This window comes from Streptomyces sp. NPDC058195 (genome assembly GCF_042883525.1).
Taxonomy (GTDB): Bacteria; Actinomycetota; Actinomycetes; order Streptomycetales; family Streptomycetaceae; genus Streptomyces.
Map to the genome: position 1 here is coordinate 40,955 of NZ_JBHVVM010000032.1, position 17,099 is coordinate 58,053.

At 67.1% G+C, this 17,099-nt stretch carries 17 protein-coding genes; 13 read left to right on the forward strand and 4 right to left on the reverse strand.

What is annotated here, in order from left to right; translation table 11 throughout:
- Window positions 1-65: 65 nt before the first annotated feature.
- Window positions 66-893 (reverse strand): helix-turn-helix domain-containing protein, encoded by an 828-nt coding sequence (locus ACFVWY_RS30205; protein WP_389877944.1) that lies wholly within the window; start codon window positions 891-893, stop codon window positions 66-68.
- A 128-nt stretch (window positions 894-1,021) separates the two neighbouring features.
- Between ACFVWY_RS30205 and ACFVWY_RS30210 the strand changes: the two genes are divergently transcribed.
- Together ACFVWY_RS30210 and ACFVWY_RS30215 are read left to right on the forward strand one after the other, a co-directional pair.
- Complete coding sequence (locus ACFVWY_RS30210; RefSeq protein ID WP_389877945.1) at window positions 1,022-1,468, forward strand: hypothetical protein; 447 nt, start codon at window positions 1,022-1,024, stop codon at window positions 1,466-1,468.
- 281 nt (window positions 1,469-1,749) lie between these two features.
- Complete coding sequence (locus tag ACFVWY_RS30215; protein ID WP_389877947.1) at window positions 1,750-3,600, forward strand: bifunctional metallophosphatase/5'-nucleotidase; 1,851 nt, start codon at window positions 1,750-1,752, stop codon at window positions 3,598-3,600.
- Window positions 3,601-3,763: 163 nt separating this feature from the next.
- Here ACFVWY_RS30215 and ACFVWY_RS30220 read toward each other — a convergent pair whose 3' ends face one another.
- Window positions 3,764-4,225, reverse strand: a complete 462-nt coding sequence (locus ACFVWY_RS30220; protein ID WP_389877949.1) for an ATP-binding protein — start codon at window positions 4,223-4,225, stop codon at window positions 3,764-3,766.
- A 247-nt stretch (window positions 4,226-4,472) separates the two neighbouring features.
- Between ACFVWY_RS30220 and ACFVWY_RS30225 the strand changes: the two genes are divergently transcribed.
- The 10 genes from ACFVWY_RS30225 to ACFVWY_RS30270 all read left to right on the forward strand — a co-directional run bounded on the left by ACFVWY_RS30225 (window position 4,473) and on the right by ACFVWY_RS30270 (window position 13,195).
- Window positions 4,473-5,324 carry a Scr1 family TA system antitoxin-like transcriptional regulator gene (locus tag ACFVWY_RS30225; RefSeq protein WP_389877951.1) on the forward strand — a complete coding sequence of 284 codons (852 nt, stop codon included), beginning with the start codon at window positions 4,473-4,475 and terminating at the stop codon, window positions 5,322-5,324.
- Window positions 5,325-5,343: 19 nt separating this feature from the next.
- Entirely contained in the window at window positions 5,344-5,538 is a 195-nt protein-coding gene (locus ACFVWY_RS30230) for a DUF397 domain-containing protein (protein WP_389877953.1), read from the forward strand.
- Between the two features lie 335 nt (window positions 5,539-5,873).
- Window positions 5,874-6,248 (forward strand): hypothetical protein, encoded by a 375-nt coding sequence (locus ACFVWY_RS30235; protein ID WP_389877954.1) that lies wholly within the window; start codon window positions 5,874-5,876, stop codon window positions 6,246-6,248.
- 188 nt (window positions 6,249-6,436) lie between these two features.
- A complete protein-coding gene (locus ACFVWY_RS30240) occupies window positions 6,437-6,862 on the forward strand; it encodes a DUF6507 family protein (RefSeq protein WP_389877956.1) in 426 nt (141 codons plus the stop codon).
- On the forward strand, window positions 6,859-9,516 hold the full coding sequence (locus tag ACFVWY_RS30245) for a hypothetical protein (RefSeq protein WP_389877957.1): 2,658 nt from the start codon (window positions 6,859-6,861) through the stop codon (window positions 9,514-9,516). The genes ACFVWY_RS30240 and ACFVWY_RS30245 overlap by 4 nt, the downstream gene beginning before the upstream one ends.
- The gene (locus tag ACFVWY_RS30250) at window positions 9,513-10,379 is read left to right on the forward strand and encodes an immunity 49 family protein (RefSeq protein WP_389877959.1); all 867 of its coding nucleotides are present in this window, start codon (window positions 9,513-9,515) and stop codon (window positions 10,377-10,379) included. Before ACFVWY_RS30245 ends, ACFVWY_RS30250 begins: the two co-directional genes overlap by 4 nt.
- A 238-nt stretch (window positions 10,380-10,617) precedes the next feature.
- Window positions 10,618-11,133: an HAD domain-containing protein gene (locus ACFVWY_RS30255; RefSeq protein ID WP_389877960.1), complete on the forward strand. Its 516-nt coding sequence runs from the start codon at window positions 10,618-10,620 to the stop codon at window positions 11,131-11,133.
- Entirely contained in the window at window positions 11,111-11,392 is a 282-nt protein-coding gene (locus ACFVWY_RS30260; RefSeq protein WP_389877962.1) for a hypothetical protein, read from the forward strand. The genes ACFVWY_RS30255 and ACFVWY_RS30260 overlap by 23 nt, the downstream gene beginning before the upstream one ends.
- A 68-nt stretch (window positions 11,393-11,460) precedes the next feature.
- Window positions 11,461-11,907, forward strand: a complete 447-nt coding sequence (locus ACFVWY_RS30265) for a hypothetical protein (protein ID WP_389877963.1) — start codon at window positions 11,461-11,463, stop codon at window positions 11,905-11,907.
- Between the two features lie 286 nt (window positions 11,908-12,193).
- Window positions 12,194-13,195: a hypothetical protein gene (locus tag ACFVWY_RS30270; RefSeq protein WP_389877965.1), complete on the forward strand. Its 1,002-nt coding sequence runs from the start codon at window positions 12,194-12,196 to the stop codon at window positions 13,193-13,195.
- 96 nt (window positions 13,196-13,291) lie between these two features.
- On the opposite strand, the gene ACFVWY_RS30275 is transcribed toward ACFVWY_RS30270, so the two are convergent.
- On the reverse strand, window positions 13,292-13,822 hold the full coding sequence (locus tag ACFVWY_RS30275; RefSeq protein WP_389877967.1) for a hypothetical protein: 531 nt from the start codon (window positions 13,820-13,822) through the stop codon (window positions 13,292-13,294).
- 412 nt (window positions 13,823-14,234) lie between these two features.
- Between ACFVWY_RS30275 and ACFVWY_RS30280 the strand changes: the two genes are divergently transcribed.
- Window positions 14,235-15,128, forward strand: coding sequence for a phosphatidylinositol-specific phospholipase C (locus ACFVWY_RS30280; protein WP_389877969.1), 894 nt, complete (start codon window positions 14,235-14,237; stop codon window positions 15,126-15,128).
- Between the two features lie 16 nt (window positions 15,129-15,144).
- Here the strand turns inward: ACFVWY_RS30280 and ACFVWY_RS30285 are convergent, their stop codons facing one another.
- Window positions 15,145-17,097 carry a protein kinase gene (locus ACFVWY_RS30285; protein ID WP_389877971.1) on the reverse strand — a complete coding sequence of 651 codons (1,953 nt, stop codon included), beginning with the start codon at window positions 17,095-17,097 and terminating at the stop codon, window positions 15,145-15,147.
- Window positions 17,098-17,099: the final 2 nt, after the last annotated feature.

The window sequence follows — 17,099 nt, forward strand, 5'->3', positions numbered from 1 at the left end:
GGCTACGAGCGTACGGCGACGGGCCGGGCACCGGGCGGCCCCGGCCGGCACGGGCGGGGCCCGGTTCAGCCGACCGGACCGGACTCCCCGCCGAGTGCGCGCAGGGCTGCCGCCGTGAACGCGTCACAGGGGTAGAACAGCTCGATGGCCAGTTCCGACAGGGTGACGTCGGCCGGAGCCCCGAAGGTCGCCATCGTGCTGAACATGGACAGTTCGCCCTGCGGGGTACGGATGCGCAGCGGCACCTGGATCGGGCCGGGCACCGCCGTCCCGGCCGCGGGGGCGGGGCCGCCTTCCGCCTCCGCGGGCGCGGGGTAGCCGGACACCTCGTCGTACAGCTCCCGCAGGTCCGGGTCGCCGGTGGCGTGGACCTGGCGGAGCAGCCGTTCGAGGAAGAGGCCGCGGATCTGGCCGGGGTTGGACAGCCGGGAGGACAGCCCGTCGGGGTGCAGCACCAGCCGGAACACGTTCGGCCGGGGCGTCAGCAGGTGGGGCGGGATGCCGTCCATGAGCAGGGCCATCGGGCCGTTGCCCGTCACCACGTTCCAGCAGCGGTCGACGACCACCGCCGGGTAGGGCTGGTGCGCCGTCAGCATCGCGTCGAGCGCCGCGCTGACCGAGGCCATGTACGGGGCGTCCAGGCCGCTCTCCCGGTACGCCGGTGCGTAGTCGGCCGCGAGCAGCAGGGTGTTGCGCTCGCGCAGCGGGATGTCCAGGGCGGTGGACAGGCGCAGCAGCATCTCCCGGCTCGGGCGGGCGCGGCCGGTCTCCACGCAGGAGAGGTGGCGCGCGGAGGTGTCCGCCAGCAGGGAGAGGCCGAGCTGGCTGAACCTGCGGCGCCGCCGCCACTCCCGGAGCAGGGGGCCGACCCGGGACGGCGGTTCGCTCTTCATGCCGGGGAGCGTAGCCGGGCGGCCGTCGCGCGGACCATGACCTCGGAGGTCATTGAGTCCGCGACCCGGTGACTGCCACCGTCTGTGGCACCACGCACGGGAAGACGATGACGAAGGAGACCGCAGCCATGTCCGTTCCGCCCAGGGCCGTCCACCGCCCCGCCCCCGCCACCACCGCCTCCTCGGACCGGCTGCTGCGTACCGCGCTGCGCACCGACGGCTGGAGCACCGCCGTCTTCGGCGCCGTCATGCTGGCCGGCTCCCCGTGGCTCGGCGGACCGCTCGGGCTGCCGGCCCTGTGGTCCGTGCTGCTCGGGCTCGTGATGCCGGTGGGCGGGGCCGCGCTGCTGTTCCTGGCCGCCCGCCCGCGTATCCCCGCACGCCTCGCCGCCGCGGTCGTCGCCGCCAACACGGCCTGCGCCGCCGCGATGCTCGTGGCCGCCTTCGCGGACGTGCTGCCGCTCACCGGCGCGGGCGTCGTCTTCATGGTGTCCGGGGCGCTGGCGGTCGCGGCCTTCGCCGAACTGGAGCTGATCGGCCTGCGCCGCTTCGTACGTACGGCGCGGACCGCCTGACGGCCAGTCGCCCCGGGAGCACCGGGCGGCCCTGACGGCCGGTCGCCCCCGGGGAGCGCGGGGCGGGTCTGACGGCCGGTCGCCCCCGGGGAGCGCGGGGCGGGTCTGACGGCCGGTCGCCCCCGGGCGCGCGGGGCGGGCCGCCTTGGCGGCAGCACCACATGGCAACCAGTTCGTAACCCGGGAAACCTGTCGCGCTACGCGCGTTGACCCTAGGCTGCGCTCGAAGTCTCCAGACTTGTCACAAATCGAAAACCTCCCGCTGAAACACAAGGGGACCGATGTCAGCGACACCGCAGAAGAACCGCGCGTCCCGGCGGGTGCTCACCGCCGCGGCGGGGCTCGCCACCGTGGGCGCACTCGTCGCCGCGATGCCGGCAGGCGCCCAGGAGCACCCCGGCAAGGGCAACGGCAAGGGTCACGGGAACCACGGCCAGGGCCCCACCGTCGACGTGCAGCTGCTGTCCTTCAACGACCTGCACGGAAACCTTGAGCCCCCGGCCGGTTCAGCGGGCGAGGTCCAGGAGAAGCAGGCTAACGGCAGTGTGCTGCCCGTCAAGGCGGGCGGCGTCGAGTACCTCGCCTCCTCGCTGCGCACCGCGCGCCAGGGGCACCCGTACTCGATCACCGCGGCGGGCGGCGACATGGTGGGCGCGAGCCCGCTGCTCTCCGGCCTCTTCCACGACGAGCCCACCATCGAGGCGCTCAACAAGATCGACCTGGACGTCACCAGCGTCGGCAACCACGAGTTCGACGAGGGCGCCACGGAGCTGGGCCGCCTCCAGAACGGCGGCTGCCACCCGGTCGAGGGCTGCTACGAGAAGGGCAAGAAGTTCCAGGGAGCGGACTTCCCCTACCTCGCCGCCAACGTGACGAACGAGAAGTCCGGCAAGCCGATCCTCAAGCCGTACACGGTGTGGAAGAAGAACGGCGTCAAGATCGGCTTCATCGGGGTGACCCTGGAGGGCACGCCGAACATCGTCACGGCCAACGGCGTCAAGGGCCTGAAGTTCCACGACGAGATCGAGACGATCAACAAGTACGCCAAGGAGCTGGACCGCCAGGGCGTCAAGTCCATCGTCGCGCTGATCCACGAGGGCGGCGCCCCGGCCTCGTCCTCGTACAACTACGACTGCGACAGCAACGGCCCCGGCGACGGCATCTCCGGCCCGATCACGGACATCGCCAAGGGCATCACGCCCAAGGTCGACGCCCTGGTCACCGGCCACACCCACCAGGCGTACGTCTGCACCGTCCCGGACCCGGCGGGCAACCCGCGCCTGGTCACCTCGGCGTCCTCCTTCGGCAAGCTCTACACCGAGACGACCCTCACCTACGACCGCCGCACCAAGGACATCGTCCGTACGTCGGTGAAGTCGGCCGGTGTCAAGAACCCGAAGTCGGCCAACCACGTCGTCAGCCGTGACCAGGCCAAGGCCAACGACATGACGGCCCTGATCGCGCGCTGGAACGCCCTCGCGGCCCCGATCTCGAACCGGCCGCAGGGCTACATCACCGCGGACATCAACGGCCGTGGCTCCACCGCCTACGAGAAGCCGCTCGGCGACCTGATCGCCGACGCCCAGCTGGAGGGCCTGGCCCCGGCGGACAAGGGCGGTGCGGTCGTCGCCTTCATGAACCCGGGCGGCATCCGCGCCGACCTGGTGCACAAGGCGAGCGGTGCCGAGGGCGACGGCGTGGTGACGTACGGGGAGTCCTTCACCGTGCAGCCCTTCACCAACATGATGAACGTCGTCGACCTGACCGGTGCCCAGCTGGTCGCCGCGCTCCAGCAGCAGGTCAGCGGCTCCAACGAGGCCAGCCCGAAGATCCTCCAGATCTCCAGGGGCCTGACCTACACCCTGGACATGACGAAGTCCGGCGCGGACCGCGTGGTCGCCGACACCATCAGGCTGAACGGTGAGGCGATCGACCCGGCCAAGACCTACCGCGTCGCGATGAACGAGTTCCTGGCGGGTGGCGGCGACGGCTTCGCGGCCCTCGGCCAGGGCACCAACAAGCTGGTCGGTGCCTCGGACCTGGACCTGTTCAACGCCTACCTGGCGGCCAACTCCACGGCCGCCGCCCCGCTGGCCCCGCCCGCGGCCGACCGCATCACGGTCATCCAGTAGTACGTAGCGCGGTACCTCCCGCGGTACCGCCCGCAGTACCTCCCGCACCCGGGTGAACGGGGCGGCGGACCTTCCCGGCCCGCCGCCCCGTTCGGCGTTCCCGGGGGGTTCTTCCGGGGCTTCCGGAGCTTCCGGGGACGTTGACGGGTGCCTCACGGGAGTCTCAGGGCGCGGCCCCGGCCCGTACGAGCGTGAACCACACCGCCTTCCGGTACGGCATGCCGCCGCCCAGCACCCGCGTCCCCCAGGCGAACGCCACCCGCTCCACGAGCAACAGCCCCCGTCCGCCCTCCGATCCGCTCCTGTCGGCCCGTGAGCACGGCGCCATGGGCAGGGCCCAGTGGTCGTCGTCCGCGACGGAGACGGTGACCCGCCCACGCCGGACACCCACATGGACCCGGATCAGCGGCGTACCCGTGTGCCGGTGCGCGTTGGCGACCACTTCCGTGACGCACAACCGCGCGTCGTCCACCAGCTCGGCGTGTCTGCTGACGGTCAGCAACGACGAGACGAAGTCCCGCGACACCTTGGCCGCACAGGACGTGTTGGGCAGGGCCAGCCGGTAGACCTCACTGCCATGCGGACCTGGTGGCGAGGGGTGTGCGGTGGCGTGGACGGGGGTCATGTCGTTCTCCCAACGCGATGCGGTGCGAACGGGCGCGCGTCACTCGTCGTCCGTGGCGATGGCCGCATGCGGGCGCGGTCCAACGCGCGGACATGCGGCTGCACTTCGGTCTCATCGAGGCGATGCGCGATCTATGAGAACGGTAGCGTGGGTGTATCAAGTGTTGTGTGTAGTTCCATCATTCTTGCTAGAAGTGGACCCCTTCGAGGGATGCGGACAGACTGGGTTTCGACAAGAGGAGAGGTTGATGCCACCGAGGAAGCCCCCTACCGCACGGCAGTGCCGACTGGGCGCGGAGCTGCGCAAGATGCGCGAGCACGCCGGTCTGACGCCGACCGAGGCCGCAGCCCTCCTGGGCACGGACCGCACCACGATCAGCAACACCGAATCGGGGCGGTTCGGAGTGAGCGGCGCCCGGGTGCGTACCTGGGCCGGGCACTACGCGTGCTCCGACGCGGCCTACGTCGACGCGCTCGCCGCCATGGCTGAGGAGCGGATAAAGGGGTGGTGGGAGGACTACCGCGGTGAGCTGTCCGGAGGGGCGCTCGACCTCGCCGAACTGGAGCACCACGCGATCGGGTTCCGGTCCGTGCAGATCATGCACATGCCGGGCCTGCTCCAGACCGAGGACTACGCGCGCGCCGTGTACGCGGAAGCGCTGCCCACGCCAGCGGCGTCGAGCCTGCGCCGCCGACTCTCGTACCGGTTGAGGCGCCGGGACGTCCTGGACCGTCCGGACCCGCCCACCTGCACTTTCCTCGTCCACGAGGCCGCTTTGCGGATGCAGTACGGAGGGCGCAAGGTCACCGCCGGACAGCTCGAACACCTCTTGAAGGAGTCGGAGCGGGACAACGTGACCGTGCGAGTGATCCCGTTCGCGGCGGGCGGCTTTCCGAACGCCGGTAGTTCGACTCACTATGTCTACGGTCCCGTTTCGCAGCTCGACACCGTGCACGTGGATGCCCCGACGGGCTCCGGGTTCCTGGACGCCGAGGCTCGCCTTCGGGTCTTCAGGGCGGTGCTCGACCGGACGGAAGGGCGATCGCTCGATCCACAGAGTTCGAGAGAATTCATCAGGGAAGTTGCGGAGCACGTATGAACGTGAAGGCGTGAAAACCATGGACATTCAGTGGCGCAAGTCGTCCAAGTCGGCGGACGCCGAGGACAACAACTGTCTGGAACTCGCCGAGAGCGGAGGGGAGATCCTGATGAGGGAGAGCGACAACCCGGACGTGGTCATTCGCACGACCCGTGCCAAGCTCCGCGCCTTCCTCGGCGGTGCCAAGGAAGGCGAGTTCGACGATCTGGCCTGATCTCTAGGGTTCTTGCTTCCGGGCGGCTTCCATCGGCGCAGGTGGGGGCCGCCTGACGCATGTGCGGGTGGCTTGGACCGGGACGTCGGTCTCCGCCCGTTGGATACACCTCTCTCACTCGTTAGATATCAAACGCTTGATACGGCCTCCCATAAAACGCTAGCTTCGGCATGCGCGTCCGGCTGGTCCGGCCTTCGGCGGGCCGACGTTCGGGGCGCGTAACTCCGGCCACCGCTGCGCCCGTTGGGCGGGGTTTCGAGGGTCGCTCCGCGCTCGCCGCTCGTCACGCCGGCGGTGGGCGCGGGGCGGTTCCGCTGGGCGCCAGGAGAGGTCCCGTGCTCGACTGCCGACATCCCACACCGTCCGCGACGCGCGTGTTCTGGTGCGAGCGGGTCGTCTACCGCACCAGCGAGGCGGACGAGATCGCCGAGGTGTCGCGCCACATGGCGTGTGACCCGGCCGAGGCGATCCGCCTGATCCGTGTGGATGTCCGGGCGCTGGCCGCCGGGATGCCGCCGCTCGAACGGCACCGTGCGCTGAGCTGGGTCGAAGGCGGCGGATGTGTCGGTCCTCTCGCCGCGCTCCATCGCGGTGAACCCTGCGGACTCTCGCTGAGCCTCGGCGATGCCTGGATCGAGTGGACCGTACGTCCGGGTCTCGACGCCCCTTCGGGGGCCGACGACGTGCTGTCGGGGCAGTCGCAGGAGTGAATGGGCGTCAGGGTGTGCGCTGGCGGGGAGCATGGGGAAGTTCCAGCGACAGCAGGGTCTCGGACAGAGTTGGCTGATAGTCAATTTGCTGATTGCAGCCGCGATGTTCGGCTTGATACAGATGATCGCGGGAACGCTTGTCCGGGGAATGGGCATGCGAACGACCGCGACGTGCTGGGGGGCCTGGGATGACGGGGTGGGACATACGGCCGCAAGGCGTGCAGGGGCAGTTGCGGGTGGTCGGCGGACATGCCGGTGATATGCAGAAGGCGTTGACGGCGATGCTGAAGACGGTGTCGGAGGCGGCGCAGGCCGCGGGTACGGCGGTGCCGGGGCCGCAGGCTTCCACAGCGCTTCAGGGGCCGGTGGCGCCGGGGCAGGCTCCGCTGACAAGGGCGGCGTCGGGGCCGGTGGCGGCGGCGCTGGCGGAGTTTCTGCGGGTGCGTGAGAAGGACTTCGTGTCCATGGCGGAGCGGACCGAGTCCGCGGTGCTGGGTGCGGTGGACGCGACGAACGCTTACGTGCGAGGGGACTTGGAGACGGCCGAGCGCGCGCAGAACGCCGCGAGGGCCGTGCGGGTGGATGAGCTGCGCCGTATGCGGGGGGCGCGGTGAGTGGCGGGGGTGCGACGCCGGTCGACCCGGTCGGCATACCCGTGTTCACGGGCGATCTGGCGTTGCTGGACGTGAAGGTGACGGCCCTGTCGGGGCACGGGGCGAAGATCGCGGAGAAGGCCGGGGACGTGCACCGTGCCTTCGGCGGGCTGCGGGCCTTCTACCAGGCGCCGGAGGCGGAGCAGTTGTTCGCGACGACGGCTCCGGTCGCGGCGAAGGGGCTCTCGCTGAGCGAGGACCTGTGCGTGGTCGCCGGGGCGCTGGGCACGTACTCGGATGACGCGTTCCCGCTGGTGGAGAAGCTGAAGGCGCTGAAGCGGGACGCGGGTGCCTTCCGGGTGAAGGTGAACGCGGACGACGACTGGGACGAGGACGGCGACCTGGTCGAGGAGAACAACCGGCGCCGGGCGGAGATAGCCGAGGTGTGGGCCGCGTTCCAGGAGGTGGAGCGGGCCTGCCACGCGAAGATCGTCGCCCTGGTCGGCGGAACGCCGCTGAAGACCGGTGACGGCTCGGGGAAGGCGGGGACGTACGGGTTTGACGCGGAGACCCTGAAGCAGGCGGAGAGCCTGCCGTGGGGCGAGGCGGTGGAGGAGTCGGTGCCGTGGTGGCAGGTGTGGGAGCACGCCTACGACTTCGGCAAGGGCTTCCTCGTCGATGGGGTCTGGGGCACCATCAAGGGGCTCGGTACGCTGGTCGGCGTCGATGGCTGGGACGCCACGAAGCAGGCGTGGACCGGCCTGGCGAAACTCGCCACCGGGGTGACGATCGCCATCACCCCGGGTGTGAACGCCGTCTTCTGGGCCCTTCCCGACGACAAACTTCCCTCCTGGGTGCGTGACTCACGCACCGCGATGAAGGAGACCGGCAAGGCCCTGGTGGCCTGGGACCAGTGGGGCTCCAACCCCTCCCGCGCGGCCGGGGCGGTCACGTTCAATGTCCTGACCACGGTCTTCACCGGCGGTACCGGCAGCGCCGCCGCGGGCGCGGGCAAGGCGGGCCTCGCGGCCAAGACCCTCTCCCTCACCAGTAAGGCCGCCCGTGTCGTCGACCCGATGACGTACGTCTTCAAGGGCGCGGGCGCTGGCCTCACCCGCATCGGCGACGCCTTCACCCGCCTCAAGGGCCTGGACTCGACCACTATCCCGGCTCTCCAGGATCACGTCATCACCGTTCCCGAAGGCGCCATCCGCCTCCCGGACGGCACCCTCCACCTTCCCGAGGGCTCCACGATCCCCGAGGGCGCGACCGCCCTCCCCAACGGCACGATCAAGCTCCCCGAGGATGCGGTGGCCCTCCCCGAGGGCGCCATCCGCTCCCTGTTCCCCGACGAAGCCCTCTACTACGACCGCCACGGCAACCTCTACAACGAGGACGGCGCCCTCATCCAACGCGTCGACCAGGCCCCCCAAGAAGCCAGCCTTCACGCCGAAATCCCGGCCCCCGTCCGCGAACCCGCCCTCGTCGGCGCAACCGCCCACACCGCCGACCACACACCAGGCGGCACCAACCACACCCCACCCCACAACCACCTCGACGACACCACCCCCACCGGCGGACCCACCCGTAGTGATCTCACCCACCACTCCGGCGAGCCAGGCACAGGCTCCACCACCGGTCATTACCCACCCGCAGGCTCTGCGGGAGACGGCGGACTCTCCGGCTTCCCGCATCCCGGTGGCCCAGGCAGGGGATCCGGCCTCGGCGACAGCCTGACCCCGCCACAACGCCAGCCGGTGCCGCGCCCCGACTTCATGCACGACGGGCCCAATCCATACCGTTCCCGCAAGCCGCTGACCCAGGAACAGATAGAGGAAATCCAGGTCTACCGCGCCAACGAGGAGCCGGGCTACTTCGAGCGTTTCTATCGTAAGGACGGAACGCGTGTAAGGGTGGAGCGGATAGACGAGAGCGGACTCACGCCACCCCAGCTCACCCGTTTGTTGGAAACCGACCCATGGATCCGCGCCAAGGACGCTCCACAACCACCATCTCCCCACTATCTGGATGAGAAGTACATATCTGTCACTGAAAAAACCGTAAAGAGTAAGTCCAGGCTCAAGGCTTTGAATGAAATAGCGAAGAAGCGCTTCGAAGCCATTCAGTGGGACAATTTGATGGAAAAAGTGAGAGCAGATGCGGATAAAAATCACAAGATTCTGAGCACGCCCGATTCGGGTAGAATTCTCGAAGAGGCGACGGGAGATTATAAGGTCGCTCATACTGAAATGCGCGATGCTGCAGAGGCCCTGGGTGAGGGGGCGGCGGAACTTCACTACATGGCCGACAAATATCCAGACTTTGAACAGCAGCCTCTGCTTGGTCCGAAGAACGGAAACGATCAATTCGACCAAGTCTGGGTTCACGAAGATGGTCGTGTCGTTGTCATCGAAGCCAAGAGCAGCCCGAAGACTGATCTCGGAAGGAGAACCCTTCCCAATGGTAAGCAGGTTTCACAGGGAAGTCGTGAATATTTTTTTGATATCATCGAAAAAATGAAGGAGCGAGGTGAAATCAAGACCGTGGCGGCCTTGCAGGAGGCCTTGAAGCGCGAAAAGTTAGAGTACGTCGCCGTGAGGGGAAATAGTAATACGGGGACGTATGCCGGATATCAGTACAGGCGATTTGACATCAGTAAGGGAACCCTTCCGTGACTTTGACATTTGGCCGCCACGACTTCTCGGGCAGGCTCAATATTGAGCAGTTTACAGAAGAGCTGGATGAATATCTTTTCGAGGATATTGATTCCCTCGAAGAGAATGCTGAGGTCATTGATTCCACCTTCTCTTCCGCTCTTATGTCGCTGCGTGCCCGTTGTATCTCCGATCCTCGTGCAGCGGCGGTGGAGACGTGGGAAGCGGCCGTGAATGCCATGCAGCTCGGGTCGGCGCTCTTTGCTGTGACTGGAATTGCCGAAGGTTCTGTGGAGTGTCAGATCAACCGGAGGCTGCGGAGGCTGCCCGCTGCCAGGGGGCCGCGGTCGTCTGCTGATGCAGGGAATTGGCTGTCTGCTTTCTGGTTGGCTGTGATTTGTAGGGAGCAGAAGCGTGTGACGGAGTTGTGTGAGATTCCGTTGGACCGGTTGCGGGCTCCTGAGGGTGCTTATGACGAGTACATCTATCACTGGGTGGATACTCTTCAGACGTATTGGCTGCGGCGGCCGGGTTTGGTGGAGAAGCTTACTGCGGCGATTGAGTTGTCGGATCCGTCCGTGGCTCGGATTGCTCCGCCTGATCTATTGCAGGGTCAGCTTTATCCGCCGATCAATCTCTTTTACCACTTCGTTACCAGGGGCACCGAGGGCTTCACTCCCGCTCTGATCGAGGCCCTGAAGCTGCATCAGGCGTACTGGACCCTGTCCGAAGAGCGCTCCACCGAGACCGGCGGCAGCATCGCGCTCGGGCCGCTCGCCATCGCCTGTCTCGCCTACGACGGGAAGTTCCCCATCGGTGTCGAATCGGAATACCTCCCGAAGCACCTGCTTCAGCACACTTGGCTCGGTGAATTCCCCACCTGAGTCAACCTTCGAGTGTAGGGGCCGATGCAGGGAGGAATCTCCGAAGCGTGCAGTCCCGCGTACGTGAATAGGGTGGAGGCGGAATCAAAGTCGGCATGCCGAAACCTGGCGACTGTTCACCTGCGGGACAGCTCTCAGCTGTGTCCGCCCTGCTTAGGCACGTTGGTGACCGTGGGTTTTCCGGGCGCGGTATCCCCATCGAACGCGAGGAGGTGACTGCGGCGTGAATAGGTCTGTGATGCCCGACATGGCCGAACGTCCGCTGCTGTTCCTCGACGTCGATGGGCCGTTGCTGCCGTTCGGCGGAGCTCCGCAACCCGGATCGCGGCACGTCGCACAGGACTCGCACCTGGCGCGGCTCAACCCCGAGGTCGGGCGTCGGCTGGCGGCGCTGTCGTGCGAGCTGGTCTGGGCCACTGCCTGGGAGGACGCCGCGAACACGGAAATAGCACCGCGCCTCGGCCTGCCCCCACTGCCGGTCATTTCCTGGCCTGATTCATCCGACGTGCGCGAGCGTGAGGACGACTGGTTCGGGCTCTGCTGGAAGACCCGTTTCCTCGTGGACTGGGCGGCCGGACGCCCGTTCATCTGGATCGACGACGAGATCACCTGCGCCGACCAGGACTGGGTGTCCGCGCACCACCCGGGCCGCGCACTCCTCCATCACGTCGAGTCGTTCCGTGGCCTCGCTGACGACGACTTCGCAGCCCTTGATGAATGGCTGCGAAGAGGTGTCGCGCCACACGGCGTTTGACCCGGCCGAGGCGTTCCGCCTCATCCGTGTGGATGTCCGGGCGCTGGCCGCCGGGATGCAGCCGTTCGAACGGCACCGTGTGCTGAGTTGGGTCGAGGGCGGCGGATGTGTCGGTCCTCTCGCCGCGCTCCATCGCGGTGAACCCTGCGGACTCTCGCTGAGCCTCGGCGATGCCTGGATCGAGTGGACCGTACGTCCGGGTCTCGGCGCCTTGTCGGAGGCCGACGACGTGCTGTCGGGGCAGTCGCCGACACCCTGAGAGGGACCAGTGGGATCCGCCCATTCGTAGAAGAAAGATCCACTAAAGAGACTTCGGGAATTGAACTGATGCAAAATTCTGAAGAGGCAGACTTGTTGGAGTGGGCGGACGGTGCTCACCGCAACGCCATGGCTCTGGCGGCGATGTTTGGGTTGACGCCCGATCAATACTCAGAAGACCCTCTAGTGCTTCTTCTGGGATTCCAGGGCTATGTAAAAAGACTTCCCTTTGAAGAATTTGAACAATCCGATTGGATCGCTCTCCATGCGGACATGACGTCGTATCTGGGTGACCTTCTGGTGCTTCGCCACGGTGCACGTTGGAAAAAGATCCCTGATCAAATCTCATTGGTCGGCTATCGATATGTCGTCGAAGCTCGTGGGCTAGATGGCCGTACGCGCCATGTGGAGCCGTATGATGTCGCAATGGAGGAATTTGAGAATCCCCCAATTGAAATCGGTCGAATGGTTGCAAACGCGGAAGCAGTCTTGTGTGTGACACCAGATATCGACTGACGAGTCCCTCTGTGGATGGAATCCGGTCTCCTGAGTGCGAACTTGCATACGTGGCTAGAGAGGGGCAGAATTTCGTGTGCGAGAGTCTGTTAGAGGAAATAGAAAGTCCGACGTGTGAAATAGTTGTGCGTCGGCCTTGCGCATGACGGGAATCTCCCATCGATACCGATCCTGAGTGCCTCCCGAAGCGCCCGGTTCAGTGCGCGTGGCTCGGGAAATTCCCCACTTGAGCCAACCGAGGTAAGTGACGCATGTGGTCGGAGTCATTCCCATCTGGAGGGGCGTCTTGATTGCCAGTACGCCTGTGGCCCGCTGGCTGTGGGGGCGAGATAGCGAAGTGGACGTGATTATTCGATGCATCCGTGATTCGCTATGTGCTTACTCTGTCCTGTCAGCCCACCAGCTTGCCTGCGGCAATCCCAATTTCAAAATTTCTGTCACGAAGTCGGGGAAGTCAAATAGCTATCTGTTTCGTGGTGAAATCCCTTCGGGGGGAGGTGCGGTAATCGAGGTTTCCGAGAGGCTTGCACGTGCCGTCGAGGCGGATCTCGACCCGGGAGAAATCGGCTCAGTAGATACCTCTGTTCGATGCTCCGGGATTCTTATGGGTAAAGAAGGCGGCTATCTCCAGGATGACCTTTTCCATCTCGGAACCTCGGCATTTCTGGATTTCGTAACCACTGATTTGATTACTTATTCCGATGCGTGGATGGCCTATGACCTCAAGGGTATTCCTCAGCCAGTTGTGTGTGCCAAGAATGCGCCTAGGTTGACTTCTGCTCTGAAGGAAACTTCCGTGATTCTCGACTCCGAGACAGATCCGGAAGATCCGACCCGCTTCGGGAAACCTACCGAAAATGGCGTGGAGAGCCATTTCGAGGATGACGGCACACCGTCCGATTCATGGGGGCGGTTCGAGATTCCCTACCGAAACGGGATCTTCAGAGAGACCTCGAATTTCGATCCAGGATATCGGCGCACGGCATCCGGATCTGTGCTGTACTTCGCCGCCCTTGGTCGCAGCGGGGTTCTCGGGTATCTCTGGGCATCGGACACCGAGGGTGCGGCAAGCTTCGAGCCCAGGGATGAAGCCGATCTTGATTGCTTTCGGGCTGGAATCATATGGCTGAAACGACTAAATGAAGCTTGCGAGCGTCGACTTACCCCGATTGCTGCACTGATCGAGCTCCGTTCTATGCAGCAACCCTCCGAGGCGGGAGTACTGATGGGGAAAACTCCCCTAGAGGTAAGTGGAGTCTGGCAGCTGGGGAGGCTTCCTCTCTTGTGAGTGGAAAACTGCATGGCTGGGATTCAGGAAGACCGGAAGCTGGAAGCGCCACAGAATCCGGTGATTAGTGGTGGAGAGACCGGAGAGGCGGTGGCCTCAGGTGTCCTCGCAGGCCCTTGCCTGGAACTCGGCCATGGTGACGGTGGCCGCGGATTCCTTGCCGATACCCGTGACGTGGTCGTAGCGGACCTTTCCCGGGGGCAGTCGGTCCAGGTCGGTCAGGGTGAAGGAGACGTGGCTCGCCGACCACGAGTCGTCCGTGGTCCACCCGTAGAGCGTGTACGTGGTTCTGGGGGCGAGCGGGGTGAGCGGGCCGGTCGCGGTCCAGCCGTCAGGGGGAGGGTCCAGGGTCCAGGTGGTGAGACCCGCCGTGAGGGGACGGCCGGCGGTCCATCTGCCCGCCGTCACCTGTTCGGTGACCTCGTCGCTGTCCACGTACAGGGTCGCGCCGTCGATGTGATGTCCGCAGACCATGATGACGCCGAGCACATGGCCGTCGTCGGTCACGGAGATACCGGTGACGGCGTCGGAGGGAACGGTGCATCCTGAGGTCGCGGCCAGGGTGAGGGTGACCGCGACGGCGCCGACGAGGCGTCGGAAGACTGGACGTGGAGCGGTCGACGGCATGCTCGGCCCTCCCCGGTCCGGGGTGCGCGTGAGGTCCCCTTGCTTTCGGATCGTAGGGGGCGAGCGGTATTCGCCCGCAGTCTCGCCCTCATCTGTTGCACGCTCGTTGTCGTCCCGTAGCGGCTCGGCCGGAGTGGGTTCGGGCGGGGCAGGCGTCGACGCTCGGAACGGTTTCGTCCGCGTCGTGAGGTTCCGTCCACCGGGCGGACCGGTCCTGCCCAAAGGGAATGGGATCTCTCCGGGCATCGGTTCTCCCGGTCTTTCTGGGACGGCCGTTGGGGCTGTTCCCGATGTGACGTGGAACGGTCATAATCTGACGGCTGATCCTGCGGCTGACGCCGCGACCGATCTCACGGTTGATCTCATGGCCTATCCCACGGCTGACCCCACGGCAGACGGAGGCACGTCCCGCATGAGCCCGTACACCGCCACTCGCCGCAACTTCCTGACCGGCGCTCTCGCCGTCACCGCCACCGTGCTCGCCGGCACGGGCTCCGCGCGCGCCGACGGCCGGCAGGCCCTCACCACCCAGGACTGGATGGGTGCGATACCCGATGCCACCGCGCTGCGCGCCCTCACCATCCCCGGGTCGCACGACTCCGGCGCGCGGTACGGCGGGCCCTGGACCGAGTGCCAGAACACCACGATCGCCGCGCAGTTGGACAGCGGCATCCGCTTCCTCGACGTACGGTGCCGGATCACCGGCGGCTCCTTCGCGATCCACCACGGGGCCTCGTACCAGAACCTCATGTTCGGCGATGTGCTCGGCGCCTGCTGGGACTTCCTGGCCGCGCACCCCGCCGAGACCGTGCTGATGCGGGTGAAGCAGGAGTACTCGGAGGAGAGCGACGCGGCGTTCCGGGCGGTCTTCGACGACTACCTCGACAACCGGGGCTGGCGCCCGCTGTTCCGTATCGGCTCCTCGCTGCCGTCGCTGGGCGAAGCGCGCGGCAAGGTCGTGCTGCTCGCCGACAATGCCGGGCTGCCCGGGGTCCGGTACGCGGACCCGGCGCTCTTCGACATCCAGGACGACTACATGGCGGAGCCGATCGCCAAGTACTCCAAGGTCGAGGACCAGTTCCGCAAGGCCGCCCAGCAGCCCGGCAAGCTGTTCATGAACTACGTCAGCACGGCCGCCCTGCTGCCCCCGCGCTGGAACGCGGACCGGCTCAACCCGCAGGTGCACTCCTTCCTCGACGGTGCGCAGTCCTCCGGCTGGACCGGGCTGGGCATCGTGCCGCTGGACTTCCCCGCGACCCGCCCGGGTCTGGTGGAGTCGCTGATCCGGCACAATCCGGGGGTCTGACGGCGGCCAGGCGGCGTCAGGGGCGCTTGTAGAAGTAGCCGTCGCCGCTCGCGGGGCCGACGTTGTGCCGGATGCCGCCGCCGTTCAGGACGAAGAACGACGCGTCGAGGGACCTGTAGCAGTAGCCGGGGTTCGCGCCGACGAGTTCGAGGGCGTCGACGTTGACGCGGCTGCTCGACGAGGAGGTCACCTTCCCCTCGTACGGGCAGTTGTTGTACGGGTAGTCGGTCATGCGCACCACACCGGTGCGGGAGATGGTGATGGTGCCCGGCTGCCCGGTGTTGTACGTCTCGCCGTACTTCCAGGTGCCCACGAACGAGGAGGGTACGGAGGACCCGCCGCCGCCCGAGCTCCCCGAACCGGACGTGGACCCCGAGGTGCTCCCGGACCCGGACGTGGAGCCGGATGTCGAGCCCGACCCCGACCCCGTGCCCGACCCGGACCCCGAGCCGCTTCCGGCCGATGTGCTGCCGCCTCCGGAGGAGCCCGAGGTCCCGCCCTGGCCGGTGCCGTCCAGTCCGTCCGTTCCGTCCCGCCCGTCCTGCCCGTCCTTGCCGTCGCGGGCCTTCTTGTCCTTGCCCTTGCCGCTGGGGGAGGCGTGGGGGCTCTTCTTCCCCGGGGACGGGGTGCCTCCCGGGGACGACGCGGCCGTGGGGGAGGCAGGCGTGCGCGGGGCGGCGGTGCCCGGCGGGGACGCGTGGTCGCCGCGGTCGCCGCCGAAGGGCTGCAGCACGGCCAGCGTCCCGCCGCCCCCGCCCAGGAGCAGCACCAGGGGCACGGACACGATCACCACCCGGCGCCGCCGCTCCCGCTCCCGCTTTGGCTTCGGCTCGGCCTTCGGATCTGGCTTCGGCTCGGGCGTCACATCGGCGGGCGCGGCCCCGGAAGCGGGTGGAGTGGGGGCGGTCCCGGGGGCCGTTGGTGAGGGGATGGTCCCGGGGGCGTCACCGGCCGCGGGGCGCAGGCCGACCGTGCTCCGGTCCACGCGCTCCTGGCGTACCGGTTCCGCCTCCGCGTCCAGGAGTCGCGCGGACTGCCGTGCGAGGTGGCCGACCACCCCCGGGGGCAGCCACGCCGCCGCGTCCGGGGCGCGGTCCGCTCCGTCGCGCTCCGCCAACAGCTCGTCCACCGAGGGGCGTTGGTCCGCCTCCTTGGTCAGGAGCCGGTTGATCAGGGCGCGCAGGCCCTCGTCGCGCACCCTGCCGAGCTCCGGGGCGGCCTCGACTATGTGGTACATCACCGCGTGCTGGTTGCTCACACCGTGGCCGAACGGGAGCGTGCCGCTCGCGGCGTAGGTCAGTACGCAACCGAGGGCGAACACATCGCTCTTCGGGCCCGCGCTCTCCCCGAGGATCTGCTCCGGAGCCATGAACCCCGGTGAGCCGATCACCATCCCCGTGCTGGTGAGCAGGGAATCGACCGAGGTCTCGACGGCGCGGGCGATGCCGAAGTCGATGACCTTGGGGCCCTCGACCGTGAGCATCACGTTCGAGGGTTTGAGGTCGCGGTGGATGATGCCGGCCGTGTGGATGTCCCGCAGTGCGTGCAGGAGCCCGTCGGCGAGGGCGAGCACGGACTCGGTGGGGAGGGCGCCGTGGCCGCGTACGACCTGTTCCAGGGAGAGCCCCGGTACGTAACCGGTGGCGACCCAGGGGAGCTCCTCGTCGGGGGCCGCGTCCAGCACGGGTGCGGTGTGGCGCGCGCCCACCTTCCTCGCCGCGTCGACCTCGCGGCGGAAGCGGGCCCTGAACTGCGGATCCACCACGTGCTCCGGGTGCACCACCTTGACCGCGACGGTGCGCCCGCCCTCGGAGCGGGCGAGGTAGACCCGGCCCATGCCGCCCGCGCCGAGTCTGCCGAGCAGCAGGTAGGGCCCGATGCGGGCCGGATCGTTCGCGGTCAGCGGCTGGATTCCGCCGTCGAGGTTGTCCTCGCCGTCCTGACGGCCGCCGTTGTGCACGCTGGTCATGT

Coding starts and splice junctions, on each gene's coding strand:
- ACFVWY_RS30210 (WP_389877945.1), top strand. CDS start 1,022: ATGTCCGTTCCGCCCAGGGCCGTCCACCGCCCCGCCCCCGCCACCACC.
- ACFVWY_RS30255 (WP_389877960.1), top strand. CDS start 10,618: ATGCCCGACATGGCCGAACGTCCGCTGCTGTTCCTCGACGTCGATGGG.
- ACFVWY_RS30280 (WP_389877969.1), top strand. CDS start 14,235: ATGAGCCCGTACACCGCCACTCGCCGCAACTTCCTGACCGGCGCTCTC.
- ACFVWY_RS30220 (WP_389877949.1), bottom strand. CDS start 4,225: ATGACCCCCGTCCACGCCACCGCACACCCCTCGCCACCAGGTCCGCAT.
- ACFVWY_RS30285 (WP_389877971.1), bottom strand. CDS start 17,097: ATGACCAGCGTGCACAACGGCGGCCGTCAGGACGGCGAGGACAACCTC.
- ACFVWY_RS30230 (WP_389877953.1), top strand. CDS start 5,344: ATGGACATTCAGTGGCGCAAGTCGTCCAAGTCGGCGGACGCCGAGGAC.
- ACFVWY_RS30275 (WP_389877967.1), bottom strand. CDS start 13,822: ATGCCGTCGACCGCTCCACGTCCAGTCTTCCGACGCCTCGTCGGCGCC.
- ACFVWY_RS30225 (WP_389877951.1), top strand. CDS start 4,473: ATGCCACCGAGGAAGCCCCCTACCGCACGGCAGTGCCGACTGGGCGCG.
- ACFVWY_RS30205 (WP_389877944.1), bottom strand. CDS start 893: ATGAAGAGCGAACCGCCGTCCCGGGTCGGCCCCCTGCTCCGGGAGTGG.
- ACFVWY_RS30265 (WP_389877963.1), top strand. CDS start 11,461: ATGCAAAATTCTGAAGAGGCAGACTTGTTGGAGTGGGCGGACGGTGCT.
- ACFVWY_RS30240 (WP_389877956.1), top strand. CDS start 6,437: ATGACGGGGTGGGACATACGGCCGCAAGGCGTGCAGGGGCAGTTGCGG.
- ACFVWY_RS30215 (WP_389877947.1), top strand. CDS start 1,750: ATGTCAGCGACACCGCAGAAGAACCGCGCGTCCCGGCGGGTGCTCACC.